We start from the raw sequence: 20,377 nt of genomic DNA, 5'->3' as shown, positions 1-20,377 counted from the left end.
ATATGATAGTGGATAATCATGTATTGAAAGAATTGCAAATGACAGGGAAATTTATGATGGATAAAGATTTGGCTTGGGGTACAGCCGGAAATATTAGCGCAAGACAGGGAAATGGATATATCATTTCAGCTACCGGCACGTACTTAGGAGAGCTGGATATGGACAGCTTTTCATTATGTGAAAGCGGGAGACAGATCGACGGAGAGAAGCCTTCCAAAGAGTACTTGATGCACGAGGGTATTTATGAAGAAAGACCAGAGATAAATGCAGTTTTGCATGCCTCTCCTTTCTACAGTACATTGATTGCAAATTCCGATCTAAGTTTACCATCTAATTATTTTGTGGAGTCGATGTATTATCTTGAAAGAATTGTAAGGATTCCATTTTATCATCCCGGGAGTAAAGAATTAGCACAGGCAGTTAAAGAAAGAGCAAAGGATTCCAATGTGTTTTTATTAGAAAATCATGGAATAATCGTTTGTGATACAAGTCTTAAAGAAGCCCGTACTGCATTACAGACGCTAGAGTATACAGCCCGGATGCATGTTACAGCTTTAGAAAAGAATATTAACATGAATGGATTAAGTGAAGAAACAGTGTATGACTTCCTTCATCATTCAGGTTATAAACCGCTTCGTAAATGGCAATAAAATAATATAGGAAAAACCATACCCGTTATAAAGTTGTTTTTAAAGGCAAAATGGAACATCATGCTTTTAACAAACTTCTATAGAGGTATGGTTTTTTTGTATAATCATTTATTCACTCATGCATACAATTGAAGCAATTCTTGGGTATTTATTTAGTTTTAAAATTATTGCATGTGTATTATCAATTACTCAAGTCATCAAAATAGCAAATGCACTATAAACAAGCAATAAGCCCATAACAATATTAAATATAGTCTGGTAGCGGACTAAAAAATTTTGGAGGATGGAGCCAAATATGCTCCAAGTAACAGAACTGAAAATACCTACAATACCAAGAAAAAGGCAAAAGAGTATATAGCTTGAATAGGAGCTGTAATAAGGCAGCAGGAAGGTAGATACAACTGCGATGCCATATAAAATTGCTTTTGGATTAATGAATTGCATCAATGTGCCAACGACAAATAAATTCTTATGTGCTTTTGTGGATATCTCTCCGCTGCTTCCTGAACTGGTAAATGTTTTAAAGGCTAGATATAGCATGTAGAAAACACCCAAAAGTTTTAATGGCGTTTCAATGAAAGGCAAAATGTCAATTAGAGCCCGGTTAAAAAAACTGCAAATTAAAGCAATCAGAAAAAAACCTGATCCAACGCCAATACAAAAGGAAAGCGTATTTCGAAATCCATAGCGGTTTGCAAAAGAAATAGCCATAAAATTATTTGGGCCAGGTGTAAAACTGCTGATAAAAACAAATGTGAGGAAAGCAGAAATTGGCATTGGTGTAAATCTCCTTTTGAATCATTCAGAATAACGTTTATTATACATGAAATAATGCTTAGAACGCAGCTATTATTCATTCATATAAGCAAAATATATATAAGAAAAAAGCCGAGTCTATAGTAGGGACTTGGCTTTTCTTAATGTGTCTGATTGGTTCTAATTAAAGAAAGCGAAATACAAAAGAGTATCTCTTTTTATATTAGATTTTTTCTCTTGTAAATATATTTAAGATACTGAAATCCTAAGAAAAACCATTTCTGTATGTAAACGCCTACAGAATAAATTTCCTAGAGGGGAGGAAATTTACCTAATATAGCGACGGCTTTCATTATATTATAAATTAGATGCATAGGAAGGTTGGGATTAAGGTGAGTAAGAAACACAATCAATTAATTAACTTTCTATCAAATCAGGAACAGGAGTATGTCCCTGCTGTCCAAATTGCTGAAGCTATTGGGGTGACAGATCGAACGATTCGCAATTATATCAAGGAGATTAATGAAAAGTCTAATCAAATTTCTATAGTTTCTTCCTCAGAAGGCTACAAGCTTCAAACAGAAGATATAAATATGCCGATAGTCAATGAAGCAGAGCTGGAAGAGACATTGCTGGATTTTGAAATTGTGCAATTTCTGATGACCAGAGATGATTATACTACCTATGATGAAATTGCTGATAAATTCTTTTATTCGCCTCAAACCATCCGAAGCAGAATTCAGAAATTGACAATGAACATGGATAAGCTGGGGATCGATGTTGCAATAGATACAAAAGTATTTAAAGGTATTATGCTGGTGGGGACCGAGATACAAAAGCGTGTTCTGCTGGAAAATCTTTTCACTTCCATATCCGTAAAGAAGGAGGTCTATAGAGACTTTTTAACAAAGAACTTCTGTAATTGGGTTCATGAGGATGTAATAGAAAGCGTTTTAAATCTGGTAGAGGAAATTAATATAAAATTTGATTTAAACTTAGAGTTTTTAATGTATAAAAAGATATCCGTCCAACTAATTATTATGATTTCACGAATTGAAAACGGCAGTCACGTTGCTATGGAATTAAGTGAAGAAATGGATTTTAAAGATTTTAAAGAATTCGAAGTGGCAAGTGCTTTTTGTAATGGTATTCTCCAATATGTAATCGTTTCAGAAAGTGAATGTATTTACTTAACCAATTATTTAATGTCGCTGCACTTAGATCTGGAAGAGCCTGGAGTAGAGAGCAAAGACCGGCATACTGTAAAGAAAATTGAACAGATTTTGTTCAATATAGAGCAGGCTTACCAAGTACCGACCTATTCTCAAAAGAAATTTAAAAGTAATATTTTGAATCATATTTATCGGATTATTTACCCGGTATCCCATAACCTGCTTATTTATAATCCGTTTGTGAAGGAAACGAAATCAGAGTATTTTTTCTCATTTAGCATTGCTTCGAATATTGCATTGAAGATTGAAAAGGAATTTAATGTTGAAATTCATGATAGTGAAATAGCCTATTTAGCTTATCATATTCAAAATATTTTCGAAGCTCAGGATAAGAAAAGAATAAAGACAATCATTTTATACAGCAGAAATTATGAGCGTACAAAGCTGATCTCATCCAAAATAGCAACCTATTTTAACGAATTGGAGATTTATAAAATAGAGAAATGCTCTCAGGACTATGCTTTTCAGGAGAATTGTTTGTATATCGGCATCGATTTAGCGTTTACTCCAGAGACCGAAAAAGACGTTATTATGATTCAAAATGGGCTTCATAATGGAGAAATAAAAAAGATCCGATTTTTTCTTGAATCTCAAAATTCTATCATAGAACGTGCAACTATTTTTTGGATAAACGAAAATAATCCAGATCAGGTGATTCAACATCTTCTTCAAAGCAATCAACGAGAACAGTTTATTGAAGCGGTTATGAAAAGAGAAAAAATGTCTTATACCTCTATTGGTAATTTAGTAGCTATTCCACATCCTTATTCTGAAATGCAGGAATATAAGGAAGAAGTCATCATTGGTATAAACCAGAAAGCAATTGAATGGGGAAATGAACTGGTTCAATTGATTATTATTTATTTACCTTCTGATGATGTGGAAAGAAATGAATATATATTTACGGAATTCTTTCAGAAAACGAAAAATATAAAAGATGTTATGAAGCTTGTTCAAATGGAAACAAAAGAAGAATTCATACATTGTTGGAATCAAATTTAAATGAGGAGTGATGATGATGTTATTAAATATGAAAGATTTATTAAAAACAGCATATGAAAATCAGTTTGCAGTGGGGTCTTATAATGTAGCCAATAGTGAGTTTGTAAGAGTAGTAATTGAGGCAGCAGAAGAAAAGAATGCACCTGCTATTATACAAATTCATCCAAATGAAATTGAACTGCTGGGAGATGAATTTACAGCTTACGTAAGAGAGATTTGTCAGCGTACATCTATACCAGTAGCTATTCATTTAGATCATGGAGCTTCTGTTCAAGATGTCATGCGGGCTATTCGAAATGGTTTTACCTCTGTGATGATAGATGCTTCCCATGCTTCCTTTGAAGACAATATAGCGATTACGAAAGAAGTAGTGAAGCTGGCGCATGCTGTTAATGTATCTGTAGAGGCGGAATTAGGAACGATCGGATCGAATGATAATAGCTCAGAAGGCGGAGCAGACGAAATCTTATATACGGATCCTCAGGATGCGAAGGTATTTGTTGAGGAGACAGGTGTCGATACACTGGCTGTTGCTATTGGAACTTCCCATGGTCAATATAAACATGCTGGAAAACCAGAATTAAAATTAGGTTTACTTCAGGAAATCAATCAGCAAGTTGATATTCCTTTGGTTCTTCATGGAGGAAGTGACAATAAAGATGAGGAAATTTCGCAGACTTATTTGCATGGGGTTTCAAAAATTAACCTTTCAACTGATATGAAAAACGCTTTCTTCCAGGAGATGCGCAGCTTCTTAACTGAAAATCAAAGTGCATATGAACCGGATGTAATTATGCCGAGTGCCCGTAATGCAGCAAAAGAAGTTGTAAAGAAAAAAATGGATTTATTTCATTCAACAAATCATGCGCATCTTTATTTTAAATAAATAGCAGAGCGAGGGAGAGTCATGGAATTTATTGATATTCTCACAGAAGATAATATTATTTTAAATTTAAAAGGAAAAAATCAGAATGAAGTGATCAATGAATTAGTGGGAAGATTAGCTGACAATAAGCTTACTAGTAATCCAGAAGAATTTAAGCAGGCTATCTATAAGAGAGAAAGTGAAATTTCTACAGCTGTTGGCTATAGTGTTGCAATTCCTCATGCTAAAAGCAAAACCATATCAAAGCCTGCCATTATATTTGGGAGAACATTAGAAGGAATTGATTATGGAGGACAGCATACCAATCTTATCTTTATGATTGCTGCACCAGAGAATGCTTCCGATGATCATCTGGAGTTATTATCCAGGCTTTCAACTTTCCTGATGGATGAAACCTTTAGAGCAAAGCTGCTGGTTGCCCTGTCTACCAAGGAAATTGTGGGGGCTATAGAGGAATATGAGAAACAAAAAAAGAGTGAAAATATAGGAAAAAATGACAGCGATAAATATTTAATTGGAATTACAGGATGTATGACAGGGATTGCGCATACATATATGGCAGCCGAGGCATTGAAAGAGGCAGCCCGAAAACGGGGAATGCAAGCAAAAATACAGACAAACGGTGCAAACGGTCCCGAAAACAACCTGACTGCCAAAGATATTCAAAATGCAGATGCTATTGTGGTTGCACATGATGTCAACGTGGACACATCTGGATTCAAAGGAAAGAAATATGTAGATGTACCTGTGAAAAAAGCGATTAACCATGCTGATGAGCTAATTGATCAGGCGTTATCCTATAATATAAAAGAGATAAACAGAAATTCTGCAGAAGTAAACGAAGAGAAAGAGGAAGCTTCTGAAGAAAATGGAGGTCTGCAATTTTATAAGCATATTATGAGCGGTGTTTCTTACATGATTCCGTTCGTGGTTGTAGGTGGGATATTTATAGCAATATCCTTTATGTTTGGAATTTATGCCGCAGACCCTGAAAGTGAGCAGTATAATATATTTGCCCATTTCTTTAGCCAAGTCGGGGGCGATGCTGCCTTTGCATTAATGGTGCCGATTTTAGCGGGATTCATCGGTTATAGTATAGCAGGTAAGCTGGGATTAGCACCTGCAATGATTGGCGGGATGATGGCGAATATAGGAGATGCCGGGTTCCTTGGAGGAATGATCGCCGGTTTTGTAGGGGGCTTTGCTGCAAAATTTATTGCTCAGTCTATGAGAAAAATCCCGAAATCATTCCAAGGATTAGTTTCTGTATTAGTTGTACCTTTATTGAGTACTTTAGTCGTCGGAGCTTTTATGTTTTTCGTTTTAAATACACCGATGGCAGCATTAAATGAATTTTTAGAGGACTGGTTAAGAGGTTTAACAGGAGTTAATGCTGCTATTTTAGGAGCTTTATTGGCAGGAATGATGGCTTCTGATATGGGAGGTCCTATCAATAAAACTGCGTCTGCTTTTGGTTTAGCGATGTTTGCAGCTAATATTTTTGAACCTTCTGCTGCACTAATGGTTGGCGGAATGGTTCCTCCAATTGGAATTGCTTTGGCAACGACGATTTTTAAAAATAGATTTACAGGCTCGGAAAGAGAGGCTGGAAAAGCCAGTTATGTACTTGGAGCCAGCTTTATCACAGAAGGAGCCATACCATTTGCTGCAGCAGATCCTCTGAGAGTTATACCAGCGAATATCATTGGAGCTGCAATAGGTGGAGGTATTTGTATGGCGCTGGATATTTCTTTGAAGGCGCCGCATGGAGGTATTTTTGTCATACCGATAGCAAGTAATAAACCTTTATTGTATATTGGATGTATTTTATTAGGTTCTATTATTACCTGTTGTATCTTAGGATTTTTAAAGAAACCTTTATCAGAGGAAGACAGGAAAAAAGGGAAAGAAATGAGCTCTATTTTTTAATAATGATATATTTAGAAAGAGTTAAGTGACTGGTCATGAATAAGTCGCTTAACTCTTTTTGTTTTGGGGTAATATATAATATAAATTAAGCTGTTGCGATGCTTCTCCCATTCTTAAATAATCTGTGTTATAATTCAAAACAACGCATAAATTTGCATGAATTTAGTATAAAAATACATTTATGATAGAATGAAATATCAGAATTAGGAGGTTTATCAGCAAATGTCATTAGAAAAGAACTATGAAGCTATTCAGGACGAGCTGATTCAAATCAGTAACCAATTATATGAAAATCCAGAACTGGGAGATCAGGAATTTGAATCTATGAAGTTACTGGTTAAATATTTAAAATCCTATGATTTTGAAGTAGAAACAGGCATTGTTGACCGTCCGACTGCTTTTCGCGCAGAGTATACAAGCAGTAAGCCGGGGCCGACGATCGCTTATTTGGCAGAATATGATGCACTGCCTGGAATTGGACATGGCTGCGGGCATAACTTAATTGCTACCTTTGCTGTTGGAGCCGGGGTAATTCTGCGCCAGCATGTAGATGAAATTGGCGGGAAGGTAGTTGTCTTAGGTACACCTGCAGAAGAAACGAGCGGTGCAAAAGTACCGATGAGCGAGCAGGGAACCTTTGATGATATTGATGTGGCTATGATGGTGCATGGCGCAGATGTATCTTCGGAAAGTGGCCCAATGCTGGCAATGGATGCCCTTCAATTCGATTTTACTGGTAAAGCAGCACATGCAGCAGCTTCTCCAGAAAAAGGAATTAATGCCTTAGACGCGGTGATTCAATTATTTAATGGGATAAATGCACTCCGGGAACATGTACCGGATGATGTGAGAATTCATGGGATTATTACAAAAGGCGGAGAAGCAGCGGGAATTGTGCCGGCAGAAGCCACAGCGCAATTTTACATTCGTGCTGATGAGCGGAAACTGGTGGATGAGCTTGGTGTAAAAGTAAGAAATATTGCGGAAGGAGCCTGCCTGATGACAGGAGCTTCTGTAGAAGTTTCAAATTATGAATTGAGCTACGATAATATGATTACGAACCAGGCTTTATCAGATACATTCACAAAGCATATGAAGGCATATAGCGCTAACCCTGTCTATCCAGCTGTTCCGGCAACAGGATCAGCAGATATGGGTAATGTCAGTCAGGTCGTTCCATCTATTCATCCATATGCGGGTTTGAATGAACCGGGACTTGTTTTCCATACAACGGAATTTGCAGAAAAAACAATAACGTCAGATGGAGAAGCGGCAATTCATGATGCAGTTCTATCTCTGGCACATACAGGATATGACATTATACTCAACAAAGATTTACTACATGCGATTAAAGAGGAATTTGAAAATCGGTAAGTATAGAATGGGATGATATTTCATTGTAACAGGTAGTTTATTTCTTTATAAAAGTAGTAAACTGCCTGTTTTTTTATCTGAAATTAGAGAGGAGATGCTGCCATGAGCGGTAGTGCAAATACAGCAGAAGGAAACACGCAGAAGCCGAAGAAGAAATGGGAATTTCCACATGTTTTTGCGCTTATGTTTGGCTTGATTATTATTACAGCAATATTGACATATTTTATTCCGGCAGGAGAATATGACCGGGAAACGAAAATCGTTGGTGATCAGGAAAGAACCGTTGTCATTAATGATACATACCATGAAGTGGAAGGCAGCCCGACCGGATTCTTTGAAATTTTTGAAACGGTTCATAAAGGGATGACACAAAGCGCAGATATTATCTTCTTTATATTTATTGTGGGCGGAGCTTTTGGAATTTTAAATGCAACAAAAGCGATTGAAACAGGACTTGCCAATTTATCGATGAAAATGGCGGATAAAGAAATTTATTTGATTCCGGTTATCATGACATTGTTTGCTCTGGGTGGAGGAACGTTTGGAATGTCTGAGGAGACGATTCCATTTATTATGATTCTGGTTCCTTTAGCAATGAAATTAGGTTTTGATTCTCTGACAGGGGCGGCTATGGTTATTATGGGCTCTGGTGCAGGATTTACAGCTTCGTTTATGAATCCATTTACGGTCGGGGTAGCTCAAGGAATTGCGGAACTTCCGACATTTTCCGGAATGGCTGTCCGTTTAGTGATGTGGGTAATCTTTGTTTCGATAAGTATAGCTTTTGTCATGATATATGCAAGAAAAGTAAAGAAGAACCCAGAGAAAAGCTTCATGTATAAAGTAGATAAAGAAAGAAAGATTGATGATTCGTTAAGCGGACAATATACGAAGCTCACTGCCAGACAAGGTATTATTATCGGGCTATTAATAGCTACAATTATTATTCTGGCAATTGGAGTCATTTATTTACACTGGTTTATTCTGGAGATAGCTTCTCTCTTTTTAATTATGGGGGTTATCGCCGGTTTTGTTGGAAAACTGCGTGTGAATGAAATTGCCCATTCTTTTATTGCCGGCTGTAAGGACCTGATTGTCGGGGCATTAGTTGTCGGCTTTGCATATGGAATTCTTGTTGTTTTAGAGGAAAGCAATACGATTGACACGATTCTGTTTGCTGCGTCCAGTCTGGTAAGCCAGCTTCCAACTGCTTTCTCCGCAATAGGAATGTATGTGTTCCAAAGTATTCTTAATTTCTTGGTACCATCAGGAAGTGGACAGGCAGCCTTAACAATGCCGATTATGACACCATTATCAGATCTTACAGGAGTGAGCAGACAGACTGCTGTAATGGCTTTCCAGCTGGGAGATGGTATATCCAATGCGATTACACCTACTTCCGGGGTGCTAATGGCTTCGTTAGCAATTGCCAAAATTCCATGGACAACCTGGTTCCGCTGGGTTATTCCATTAATCCTTCTGTTTTATATTACTGGAGCAATTATTCTTACGATTGTGCATCTGTTTATCTGGACAGTTTAACTGAAATACCAAACAAAAGAATTCCTTTCTGTAATCAGGAAGGAATTCTTTTGTTTGGAGGGAGAAAAGCATGAGATTACCTCTTATTCAATTAATGAAGCTTTCACAAAAGATTAACTCAATATTTTTTAATTATAGCATTTATTTGATTATTTTTACTTTGTAATAACCTCTTAAAGTAATGATACTTTTGGCCGATATAATGTTTATGGCTATTTATATATATACTAGGAGGATACAGGATTGGGAAAGAGAGAAAAAGTAAAAACAAAATCATTAAGTTTAAGAAATAGGCTAATTGTATCATTTTTAATCATATTATTAGTGCCCAGCATAGCTATCGGGACTATTTCCTATCAAAGTGCAAAATCGAATATAGAAGACAGTATGCTGGATTCTACACAAAAAAATGTAGAAATTATGCGGCAGACAATTGATCAATTTATGAATGATCAGATGGATAACATTGAGTATTTATCAACAGCAATTTCAACAACTGATATTAAAAATAATAATGACGCGGCAACAAGTGAAATTTTAGGGGACATACAAAATGCCAAGGATGTTGCTTTTGAGCAAACCTATGTAGGAACAGAATCAGGAGAATTTATGAATTATCCTACATCCTTTAAAAATCCTCCTGATTATGACCCAAGAGAAAGACCATGGTATCAGCAGGCGATGGAACAAAAAGGAGAAATTATTGTAACAGATCCTTATGTTTCTGCCTCTTCGAATCAAGTGGTGGTTACCATTGCAAAAGCTGCCGCAGATAATAACGGCGTTGTTGCAGTAAACCTGGAACTTGGGAGTCTTACGGATATTATCAATTCAGTCACTATCGGTAAAAATGGCTACTTATTCTTATTGGATGGAGATCATAAATATATTAGTCATCCTGATATGGAAGCTGGAACAGAAGCAGCCGAAGATTTTTTTGATAAATTATATGAATCAGAAACAGGACAATTCAATTACAGCTTCGAAGGTGATCAAAAGCAATTGGCATTTGATACCAGTGAGATAACAGGATGGAAAATTGCGGGGACAATGTTTGATAGTGAGATAGCTGAAAATGTCAGTCCAATTTTAAATACGACTGTATTTGTTATTATTATTGCTCTTATTTTAGGTGGAGTATTAATTGTATTTATCATTCGTTCTATTTCTAGACCTATTAATCACTTAGCTGATGCAAGTAATACAATGAGTCAGGGAGACTTAAGTGTCAGTGTGAATTTAGATCGAAAAGATGAAATAGGTACTTTAGCGCTTTCATTTAATAAAATGCGTGAGAATTTAAATGGCATCATTCAGCAGGTTAGAGATAAATCGAATCATTTAGCTTCTTCTGCAGAGGAACTAAATGCAAGCACGGACCAGAACACATCTGCTACAGAACAGATTTCTGCCTCCATGCAGGAAGCTGCTGAAGGAATGAATAGCCTTAATACGAGCATTACACACAGTTCAAAGCTGGCACAGGAAATGACGGAGTCTATCTATAATATTGAATCCAGTTCCAACCAGGTTTCGGATACGGCAACAGATGCCATGATAGCAGTAAAAGAGGGAAATACGGCGTTAAGTACCACTATTGATCAAATGGAATACATCAAGAAAAATACGTATGAACTGTCTAATAGTATTCAAGGGCTTGGTAATCAGTCCGCTCAGATTAGCAATATTATTGATGTTATTACAGATATATCTGAGCAGACGAATTTACTTGCTTTAAACGCGACGATAGAAGCAGCGAGAGCGGGAGAGCATGGGAAAGGCTTTGCCGTTGTGGCAGATGAAGTCCGGAAATTAGCAGAGAAATCTTCTGATTCTGCGGAACAGATAAAAGAGATGATTAATGCTATTCAAAATGAAACAACGAATACGGTGAATGCCATGAAAGCTGCAACAGATGAAGTAGAAAAAGGAATCAGTATCGCCAATAATGCAGATAAATCGTTCACGAATATAACGAGCTATGTAGATTCCATAACGAATCAAATCATGCAGGTTAATACTGGAATTCAAGAAATTGCTTCTACAACAAAGCATTTTACAAATACATTTGAAGAGGTTGGGTCCATTGGAGAGGCTGTATCGCAGGAAACAGAAAATGTTTCTGCATCTACACAGCAGCAGCTTGCTTCCATGGAAGAGATTGCAAACGCAGCTTTGGATCTGACAAGGGTTGCAGAAGATTTACAGCAGCTGGTAGAGAATTTCAAGCTGTCTGATCGTTAATAATTTACACATACAGTTAAATGTTGATTGGCAGTCTGTATAAACTTTTTATTTTTAATCGGATAGAGAGGGCAATGATTTCATTTTCTTTCTATCCGATAAAATAACTTTATAAAAGATATCGCAAAAACCTATTTTGATTTAGGCGGAACAGTTGTGGCCGGTACAGATACACCGGGCGGATTTTATACCTTTCCCGGGATGGGATTACACAGAGAACTTGAGATACTTGTCGAGATTGGGCTAACAGAGTCAGAAGCTCTTCAGGCCGCCACAATAAAAGCAGCCGGATCAATCCAGCTAGAGGATGTTGGTTCTATTAACGAAGGCAAAATAGCAGACTTACTATTATTAAATAACAACCCCCTCGAGGATATTAAACACACGAAAGATATTCATTCCATTATTAAAGGCGGTAAACAATATAGACAGGAGGAAATTTTGAGGAAATAGGCAGTTTGTTAAAAATATAACCCAAATAATATAAAACAGAGCCGTCCTGCTTTGGTATGTTAAAGCAGGGCGGCTCTGTTCATTTTTTACAAGCTCTATTTACGAAATAGAAGCTTCATAGATAGAATCAACAGCTTTTTTCAGAGCTGCATCAAATTCTTCCGGAGATTGATTTGCATTTAAATCCTGACTTAATGCTCTGGAAAAGCTGGCGATAAGTCCGTTGTTGTCTTTTAGCTTCGCGTTTGCGTCATCAGTGGAATAACCACCGGACAATGCAACAACACGGACAACATTTGGATGATCAATTAATTCTCTATATAAATTGTTTTTTGTCGGGATAGTTAATTTCAGCATAACTAATTGGTCGGATTGGAGCTGGTTTAAATGCTCCAAGATTTCTGCTTTCAAAATATCTTCACAATCTTCTTTAGAAGGACTGTTAATGTCTACTTCCGGCTCGATAATAGGAACCAGCCCTGCTGCAATAATCTGCTTTCCAATTTCAAATTGCTGGTCGACTGCCTTTTTGATGCCTTCACGGTTGTCCTCTTTGATTACAGAGCGCATTTTTGTACCGAAAATATGACGCTCATTTGCGCGGTCTAATGTTTCTTGTAAATTATCAATCGGCTTCATCAGCTGGACGCCGTCTGCTTCTTCTGCGAGCCCTTTGTCCACTTTCAGGAATGGAACGATGCCTTTTTCCTCAGCGAGATAATCACCTGTATATTTGCCTTCGATTTCACGATCCATGGTTTGTTCAAAAAGAATGGCACCAATAATCTGATCCGAATTAAAGGAAGGCGATGTAATAATTCTTGTCCGCATTTCGTGGACTAAATCAAACATTTCTTCTTCACCCTGATAAGCATCCTCCGGGATTCCATAGGCAGCTAAGGCCTTTGGTGTACTTCCTCCACTTTGATCCAGTGCTGCGATAAATCCTTTGTCATTTTTCATTTTTTCTAATTGATTTTGCTGCATCACTTTCACTCCTTTTTAGTTTTAGCCGATAATGGCTTTGAAAACAGTTTGAAGTAACCTCACTTTCTATTGTAGCACTAAATAATACTTGATTATAGTATTCTGCGTGAAGGAAGAATATTTTCTTTTTTTAATCTATCAACGATGAAGGTTGAAAATAGACACCCCGTTCGTATTTTTATAAGATAAAAAGAAAAAGGTGGAAAAAGATGCGGGATATTACGAAAAAAAGAGTGAAGGCTTATCTGATTGATTTAGCTGTATCAACGACTGTCTCCCTTGTAACGGAAAGCATACTGGAAAAGAAATTTAAGAGTCCGACATATTACAATCTGGTTCATCCAACGCTGATTCAATGGTCATTGGAATATGCACAGTTAAAATGTGGAGGACAGACGCTTGGCTATAGGCTGGCAGGGTTGAAGCTGGAGAGTACAAATGGTGAACAGTTAACCAGCAGCCAGGTTTTGAAACGTATGGCATATCGGGATTCGATAGGTGCGTATAGTTATTTTAAAAATCGTGAAAGGTTTGAAGGAGAAGATGGAAGTCAATTTCCTTATGAACACGCAGCAGGAGTGAAAGTGCGAGAGATATAGCTAACTGGATGGGCCAGCTAAAAAGGTATAAAAGTAAAGAAAAACAACAATAGACCTGTTAAATGGCTGTATTGTTGTTTTTTCTTGGAAGAAGGTGTGCATAATCGGCTGATAAGCAAATCTTTACTTCTCCCCTCGCATAATATACAATTTATAGTAAATGAAATGATGAAATATAAACAATTTTTACATATTTTGAATATTTATTAACTTAGCAATAGAAACTAGTTCTCTTCAAATATCAACCTTGAAAATAGAAGGTGAGTTTATGAACATTACCTATCTGCTCTTTTTTCTCTGTATTGTCGTTTGTACCTTGATTATTACTTATTGGGCGGCAAGACAAAGTAAAACGACAAATCAGTTCTATATAGCTGCCGGCAGTTTAACAGGTACGCAAAACGGGATGGCTATTGCAGGGGATTATATCAGTGCGGCTTCCTTCCTGGGTATTGTCGGTACCATTGCTATTAATGGCTTCGATGGTTTTTTATATGCAATTGGATTTTTAGTTTCTTATTTAATTGTTTTATTTTTTATTGCTGAACCGGTGCATCGTTTAGGAAAGTATTCATTAGGAGATGTTATTTGCGCACGTTTTCCAAGCTATAAGATGCGGGGAATAATGGCCATTGGAGCTTTAATTATCTCCATTTTTTATATGATTCCCCAATTAGTTGCTGCAGGCCTGTTAATTCGGTTATTACTGGATATTAATTATTCTGCTTCGGTGTTAATTATAGGATTATTGATGACGATTTATGTTGTTTTTGGAGGGATGTTTGCAACGTCCTGGGTACAAATTATTAAAACAGTACTGCTTTTATCGGGAACATTTTTGCTTGCTCTTATTGTATTGTCACGATTTAACTGGAGTATTTCTGGCCTTTTAGAACAGGTTACACTGGGCTCTCCTTTAGGAGACCAATTTTCATTGCCGGGGCATTTATTCAACAATCCTTTGGAAACGCTTTCCCTTCATCTTGCCTTAATACTGGGTACTGCCGGGCTTCCACATATTTTAATCCGGCTTTTTACAGTGCGGAATACGGTAGAAGTACGCAGATCACTTTTAACAGCGAGCTGGATTATTGGTGCATTTTATTTGATTGCACTCATTTTAGGATTGGGAGCTGTTGCTTTAGTTGGGTTTGAAGAGCTGATTATGCTGGACCCGTTTGGAAATTTAGCTGCACCATTATTAGCAGAAAGCCTGGGCGGGGACTTTTTAATGGCGTTTATTGCGGCAATAGCATTTACAACCATTGTGGCTGTTGTAGCTGGCTTGGTCATTTCGGCAACGACCGCTTTTTCCCATGATATTTATTATCATATTATTAAAAAAGGGAACACTTCGGAAAGGAAACGTGTACGCGCAGCACGCTGGACGGCATTTTTTATCGGGCTTTTATCTACTTTGCTTGCACTTGGGTTACGGTATATGAATGTAACCTTTCTTGTTTCCTTAACATTTATTGTGGCAGCATCCAGTAATTTGCCTGTGCTTTTATTTACTATTTACTGGCGGCGCTTTAACCAGACTGGAGCAATTACCGGAATGATCTCCGGATTAACAGTATCCCTGCTGCTTTTGCTCTTAGGTCCGCATATCATGAACCCGGATGGCGGCTGGATTGCTGTCGAGCCTTTAATCCCGCTTTATAATCCGGGAATCATTGCGATTCCTGCCGGATTTTTAGGGGCATATCTTGGGACAGTACTGTCACGGGAAAAAGAAAGTGCAATTCCATTTTCATCATTCTATCTTCGTGCGCAAACAGGGTTTGATATAAGGAGAGATCGATCGTGATGAATCTGACAGTCGTTTTATTCGAACGTTTAGGTCTATTATTAGTTATTGCTTTTGTTCTGACACGAAGTCCGGGCTTCAGATCATTGCTTTACAATGAATTCAGCTTTAAGATGGCCGGGATTCATGCATGTGTATTTGGTTTGTTCGGGATTGCCGGTACGTTAACCGGAGTAGTGATCGGGAATGACTTTACAGTGGTGAATGAATTCGTCTGGAATGTGAAAGATGACCAAATGGTGGTAAGCTCCAGCCTGGTTGCTATTGTAATTGCCGGGCTGCTGGGAGGTCCGGCAGTTGGTTTGGGAGCTGGAATTATTGCTGGTGCGCATTTGTTTTTTCTAGGAGGAATTGGTTTTCTGGCCAACAGTCTCGTGAACCCGTTGACAGGTCTGCTCGCAGGATTTACGGCGCGTTTCTTTTCACAGGAACGTGTTATATCACCGATAAAGGCATTGTTTATTGGTATATTTCCTCCCATTTTATTGATGCATTTATTACTTATTTTTGATTCGCAGGACAGAACCATGATTGAGCTGATTAATGTTATCGGCTTGCCGGTTGTATTATCCAACAGTATTGCGATTGCTATTTTTACCGCAATGATTGCTATTGTACTCAGAGAACAGGAAAATGAAGCAGCATTTGCAACGAGACAGGCATTAACGATTGCTGAGGAGGCATTGCCTTTTCTAAAGGAGGAATCGTTTCAGAACAAGGCAGAAGGAATCGCCGATTTGCTCTATGCACGTCTGAAATTAGCCGCTGTTACAGTGACAGACGAAAGGGAAGTAATGGCACATAAGGGGCTGGGAGGAGACCATCATAAAATCGGTAATCAGTTAACGACACAGATTTCCAGACAGGCATTAGCATCAAAGGAGATACTGGTCGCTTATTCTCAATCTGAAATTCAATGTACGCATAAAAATTGTCCCTTGGAAGCCGTAATTATTATTCCGATTTTGGAGGCGCAGCAAACTATTGGGCTGATTAAGTTATACTTTCGCAAGCCGCAGCATATCGGTCCAGTAGAGCTGATGCTGGCTGAGGGGCTTGGTCAACTGATTGCTAATCAATTAAAAACAATTAAAGCTGAGCGCCTTGAATTGCATACACGTGATGCAGAGCTGAGTAATTTACAAGCACAAATTAATCCGCACTTTCTATTTAATACACTGCATATGATTGCTGCTTTATTCCGGAAAGATCCTGAAAAGGCAAGACATATAACGGTTCAATTAGCACAATTTATGCGATTTAACCTGAAGCTTGTATCGACACAGCTGGTACCGCTTGAAAAGGAAACAGAGCATGTTCAAGCGTATATCGAGATTATCCAGACCCGATTTACGAGCAGACTGCAAATACATTTTTTACAGCCGGAGGGAATCGCTCACTTGCTAATCCCGCCATCATCGATTCAGCCGTTAGTTGAAAACAGTGTCAGGCATGGATTAGAGCATGTTTCAGAGGGAGGAAAAGTAGATGTGAGGATGAAGCGGATTGGGGAGCGAATAAAAATAAGCGTCCGGGATAATGGTCAAGGATTTCCTGATCACCTTTTATTACAGGCCGGAGAGACCGTGCTGGCAGGAAAACAGCATGGTGGGACTGGCTTATATAATGTCAATCAGCGCTTAATTAATCTGCTTGGTAAAGAAGCACGATTGCATGTACGGAATTTATCTGAAGGCGGCTGTGAGGTCTATTTTACGATTCCATACCGTGACGAATAGAAAGGAAGATTCTTATGATGAAAATCCATACCATGATTGCAGAGGATGAACAATTGGCACAGGAAGAGTTAATATATTTATTGGAAAAGGAAAAAGACGTAAAGCTTCTGCCGAGCGCGGAGACAGGAGAACAGCTGATAGAGCTATATAAAGAGCATGAGCCTGATGTTATTTTTCTGGATGTGCATATGCCGGGAATACGTGGCGTGGAAGCAGCGAAAAAAATAGTAGAGATTGCTTATATAGAAACACCATTATTTATTTTTACAACGGCATACGATGATTATGCGGTCGAAGCATTTGAAATAGAAGCGGTTGACTATATGCTGAAGCCATATGATACAGAAAGATTTCAAAAGGCAATGAATCGGCTCCGCAAGCGGATGCGGCAATTGGAAAGTAAAGATAAGCAGTTATCAAAACAAAGTAACCCTCCATCAAGTAAGCTTTTAATCGACAATGATGACCGGACAATTGTCTTATCTCCTGATGCGATTTATTATGCCGTTCCCCATAAGCGAATGTTGGAGATCCATACGGAGGACAAGGTAATTTACAGCAGGATGTCGTTACAGGAGCTGGAAAAGAAACTGCAAGGCCATGCTTTTTTCAGGACGCATCGCAGCTACCTTGTTAATTTGAATCATATCCAGGAGATTACACCATGGTTTAACGGGGCAAGCAACATTACACTACAGGATAAAAATCAAACGATGATACCAGTCAGCCGGACAGCAAGAAAGCATCTTTTTGATTTATTTGGGAGCTGAGAAAGTATAGATTTTCTTACTGTATAAGTGTAATTGAGGCTGCAGCAAAAAAACTTATTGACAACTCCATTTTTTAAAAATTAACCATTGATTACAAATTTTCAACCGTTTAAACGTAATTATAAACCATTGAAACAAAATCGCATACGTACTTATCCATCTTCCTTTATAATTTAGAAAGCGTTTACAAAAGGGTTGATAAAGGGTTGAAGGAGGAATGCCAGGCTTAAGAAGAGAGTTGCTTCTTTCGTAGACTTGCTGAGGAAAAGGGGAAAGAAGTGCTGATTGAATTATAAAGAGAGAAGCTGGTCAACTACTTTTAGGAGATGAAAGGTTTTTCTGACGGAAAACAACGGTCTGAAAACCTTTCGTTCCGATTTTTGAGGAGGATGCAGATGGGTGCAGAAAAAGAATATAAGCAGGAGCCTGCAAAAGAAATTGACTATGTGCAAGTAACGAAGAGCAGAGCATTTAAAAAGCTGATGCACGATCGAAAAAAGTTTATTGTACCGTTAACGATCTTTTTCCTGATATTTTATTTTTTACTTCCAGTTTTAACCTCTTATACAACATTTTTAAACACGCCGGTAATCGGTGATATTTCCTGGGTATGGTTATTTGCATTAGCTCAATTTATCATGACATGGGTTTTGTGCACGATCTATGTAAAGAAAGCAGCTGTTTTTGATAAGCAGGCTGATGAAATTATAAGGGAGATGGAAGAAGGAGGGGAAAAGCGATGAGTGCGACAGTTATTATCCTCTTTCTTGCTATTGTTTTGTTAACTTTGGTTATCACCTTTTTTGCTGCTAAAAGGACGCAGACAGCAGGAGATTTTTATACTGCCGGCGGAGGACTTACCGGGATGCAGAATGGTCTGGCAATTGCGGGTGATTATTTATCAGCGGCATCTTTCCTGGGAATTGCTGGTGCCATTGCGTTATTTGGTTTTGATGGTTTTTTCTACAGTATCGGATTTCTGATTGCATATTTAGTTGTTCTGTTCCTTGTAGCAGAACCGTTGCGTAACCTCGGTAAATATACGCTGGCTGATATGATTAATTCCCGTTTTGACGCCCGGAAGGTTCGGGGAGCAGCGGCACTGAATACGATAACAATCAGTACGTTTTATATGATTGCTCAGCTCGTAGGAGCAGGAGCCTTGATTCAGCTGTTATTTGGCATCAAATATTGGATGGCGGTTTTAATTGTTGGTGTGATGATGACGATTTACGTTTTATTTGGCGGGATGATTGCAACGAGCTGGGTACAAATTGTAAAAGCTGTTCTTCTGATGGCCGGGATGGTCATTATGACATTTCTCGTTTTATTAAAGTTTAATTTTAATATTGGACAAATGTTTACAGACGTGAAATCAGTTACAGCTCATGGAGAAGCATATTTAATGCCTGGACTGCAATATACAGAACCGCTCGGAACTATATCGCTTATGTTAGCCTTAGTTCTTGGAACTGCGGGATTACCACATATTTTGATGCGTTTTTTCACTGTCCGGGATGCAAAAACAGCAAGAAGTTCTGTTGTTATTGCAACATGGGTGATTGGAATATTTTATGTACTGACATTATTCTTAGGCTTTGGCGCAGCCGCATTTGTAGGTCATGATACGATCATTGCGGCAAATCCGGGCGGTAATATGGCTGCACCATTACTTGCGCAGGCTGTTGGTGGAGATATTCTGTTTGCTTTTATCTCAGCAGTTGCTTTTGCAACGATCTTAGCTGTGGTGGCAGGACTTGTGCTTTCCGGCGCTTCCGCATTTGCCCATGATTTATATGGCCAAATTATTAAAAAAGGAAATGTGACAGAGAGGGAACAAGTGAAAGCTGCCCGCTACGCATCATTGGCTGTGTCTGTTTTATCCATTGTTTTAGCGTTATTTGCCCAATATTTAAACGTAGCATTCCTTGTTTCGCTGGCCTTTTGTATTGCGGCAAGTGCCAATTTACCGGTTATTCTTTACACAGTTTATTGGAAAAGGTTTAATACTGCAGGAGCAGTAACAGCGATGCTGGCTGGATTATTATCTGCATTAATTCTTGTGTCGATTAGTCCAAGTGTTTTCTCGCCGGTTGAAGGTGCAGCATTGTTTGTAGGGGAGCCAATCTTCCCTCTAACCAATCCGGCGCTTGTATCCGTACCGCTTGGATTCCTGGGTGGATATTTAGGAACACTTTTATCCAAGGAAAAGGATATAAAACGTTATGCAGAAGTAAAGGTCAAAGCGAATACAGGGTATAAGAGCAGTGGTGTAAGTCACTAAGGAGAGAAAAAAATGCCTGCAGAAATTTTTCTGCAGGCATTTTTTTGTGTGTAGTTTGTATCGCATTGGTTGATTTTTTGATTCATTAGTTAACAATAACTCCATTGAATAGCCTTCTGA

16 protein-coding genes are annotated in these 20,377 nt (G+C 38.2%); 14 read left to right on the top strand and 2 right to left on the bottom strand.

From position 1 onward, the window contains the following. The first annotated feature begins 8 nt into the window (after positions 1–8). On the top strand, positions 9–650 hold the full coding sequence (locus BN1068_RS08875; protein WP_077602500.1) for a class II aldolase/adducin family protein: 642 nt from the start codon (positions 9–11) through the stop codon (positions 648–650). Positions 651–839: 189 nt separating this feature from the next. Here the strand turns inward: BN1068_RS08875 and BN1068_RS08870 are convergent, their stop codons facing one another. Then, entirely contained in the window at positions 840–1,427 is a 588-nt protein-coding gene (locus BN1068_RS08870; protein ID WP_077602499.1) for a LysE family transporter, read from the bottom strand. A gap of 371 nt (positions 1,428–1,798) precedes the next feature. On the opposite strand from BN1068_RS08870, the gene BN1068_RS08865 reads away from it, so the two are divergent. The 7 genes from BN1068_RS08865 (at position 1,799) to BN1068_RS08835 (ending at position 12,068) form a co-directional block, all read left to right on the top strand. Then, complete coding sequence (locus tag BN1068_RS08865) at positions 1,799–3,640, top strand: BglG family transcription antiterminator (RefSeq protein ID WP_077602498.1); 1,842 nt, start codon at positions 1,799–1,801, stop codon at positions 3,638–3,640. 16 nt (positions 3,641–3,656) lie between these two features. Next, a complete protein-coding gene (locus BN1068_RS08860; protein WP_077602497.1) occupies positions 3,657–4,526 on the top strand; it encodes a ketose-bisphosphate aldolase in 870 nt (289 codons plus the stop codon). A gap of 21 nt (positions 4,527–4,547) precedes the next feature. Beyond that, a complete protein-coding gene (locus tag BN1068_RS08855) occupies positions 4,548–6,455 on the top strand; it encodes a PTS fructose transporter subunit IIABC (protein WP_077602496.1) in 1,908 nt (635 codons plus the stop codon). A 222-nt stretch (positions 6,456–6,677) separates the two neighbouring features. Further along, positions 6,678–7,829 carry a M20 family metallopeptidase gene (locus tag BN1068_RS08850; protein WP_077602495.1) on the top strand — a complete coding sequence of 384 codons (1,152 nt, stop codon included), beginning with the start codon at positions 6,678–6,680 and terminating at the stop codon, positions 7,827–7,829. Positions 7,830–7,931: 102 nt separating this feature from the next. Then, the gene (locus BN1068_RS08845; protein ID WP_077602494.1) at positions 7,932–9,371 is read left to right on the top strand and encodes a YfcC family protein; all 1,440 of its coding nucleotides are present in this window, start codon (positions 7,932–7,934) and stop codon (positions 9,369–9,371) included. A 243-nt stretch (positions 9,372–9,614) separates the two neighbouring features. Next, complete coding sequence (locus tag BN1068_RS08840; protein WP_077602493.1) at positions 9,615–11,615, top strand: methyl-accepting chemotaxis protein; 2,001 nt, start codon at positions 9,615–9,617, stop codon at positions 11,613–11,615. 111 nt (positions 11,616–11,726) lie between these two features. Beyond that, entirely contained in the window at positions 11,727–12,068 is a 342-nt protein-coding gene (locus tag BN1068_RS08835) for an amidohydrolase family protein (RefSeq protein ID WP_077602492.1), read from the top strand. 99 nt (positions 12,069–12,167) lie between these two features. On the opposite strand, the gene BN1068_RS08830 is transcribed toward BN1068_RS08835, so the two are convergent. After that, entirely contained in the window at positions 12,168–13,055 is an 888-nt protein-coding gene (locus BN1068_RS08830; RefSeq protein WP_077602491.1) for a fructose bisphosphate aldolase, read from the bottom strand. A 209-nt stretch (positions 13,056–13,264) separates the two neighbouring features. On the opposite strand from BN1068_RS08830, the gene BN1068_RS08825 reads away from it, so the two are divergent. The 6 genes from BN1068_RS08825 to BN1068_RS08800 all read left to right on the top strand — a co-directional run bounded on the left by BN1068_RS08825 (position 13,265) and on the right by BN1068_RS08800 (position 20,257). Next, entirely contained in the window at positions 13,265–13,654 is a 390-nt protein-coding gene (locus tag BN1068_RS08825; RefSeq protein WP_077602490.1) for an RDD family protein, read from the top strand. A gap of 268 nt (positions 13,655–13,922) precedes the next feature. Continuing rightward, positions 13,923–15,464 carry a solute symporter family protein gene (locus BN1068_RS08820; RefSeq protein WP_077602489.1) on the top strand — a complete coding sequence of 514 codons (1,542 nt, stop codon included), beginning with the start codon at positions 13,923–13,925 and terminating at the stop codon, positions 15,462–15,464. Beyond that, a complete protein-coding gene (locus BN1068_RS08815) occupies positions 15,464–17,203 on the top strand; it encodes a LytS/YhcK type 5TM receptor domain-containing protein (protein WP_077602488.1) in 1,740 nt (579 codons plus the stop codon). The genes BN1068_RS08820 and BN1068_RS08815 overlap by 1 nt, the downstream gene beginning before the upstream one ends. Positions 17,204–17,217: 14 nt before the next feature. Next, positions 17,218–17,973 carry a LytR/AlgR family response regulator transcription factor gene (locus BN1068_RS08810; protein WP_311200254.1) on the top strand — a complete coding sequence of 252 codons (756 nt, stop codon included), beginning with the start codon at positions 17,218–17,220 and terminating at the stop codon, positions 17,971–17,973. Positions 17,974–18,368: 395 nt separating this feature from the next. Next, the gene (locus BN1068_RS08805; RefSeq protein WP_397334245.1) at positions 18,369–18,716 is read left to right on the top strand and encodes a DUF485 domain-containing protein; all 348 of its coding nucleotides are present in this window, start codon (positions 18,369–18,371) and stop codon (positions 18,714–18,716) included. Then, positions 18,713–20,257, top strand: coding sequence for a solute symporter family protein (locus BN1068_RS08800; RefSeq protein WP_077602486.1), 1,545 nt, complete (start codon positions 18,713–18,715; stop codon positions 20,255–20,257). Before BN1068_RS08805 ends, BN1068_RS08800 begins: the two co-directional genes overlap by 4 nt. Positions 20,258–20,377 lie beyond the last annotated feature (120 nt).

It is taken from the genome of Oceanobacillus sojae (genome assembly GCF_900162665.1).
Classification (GTDB): domain Bacteria; phylum Bacillota; class Bacilli; order Bacillales; family Amphibacillaceae; genus Oceanobacillus; species Oceanobacillus sojae_A.
The sequence above is the reverse complement of the archived record's forward strand: the minus strand, read 5'-3'. Positions and strand labels throughout refer to the sequence as shown.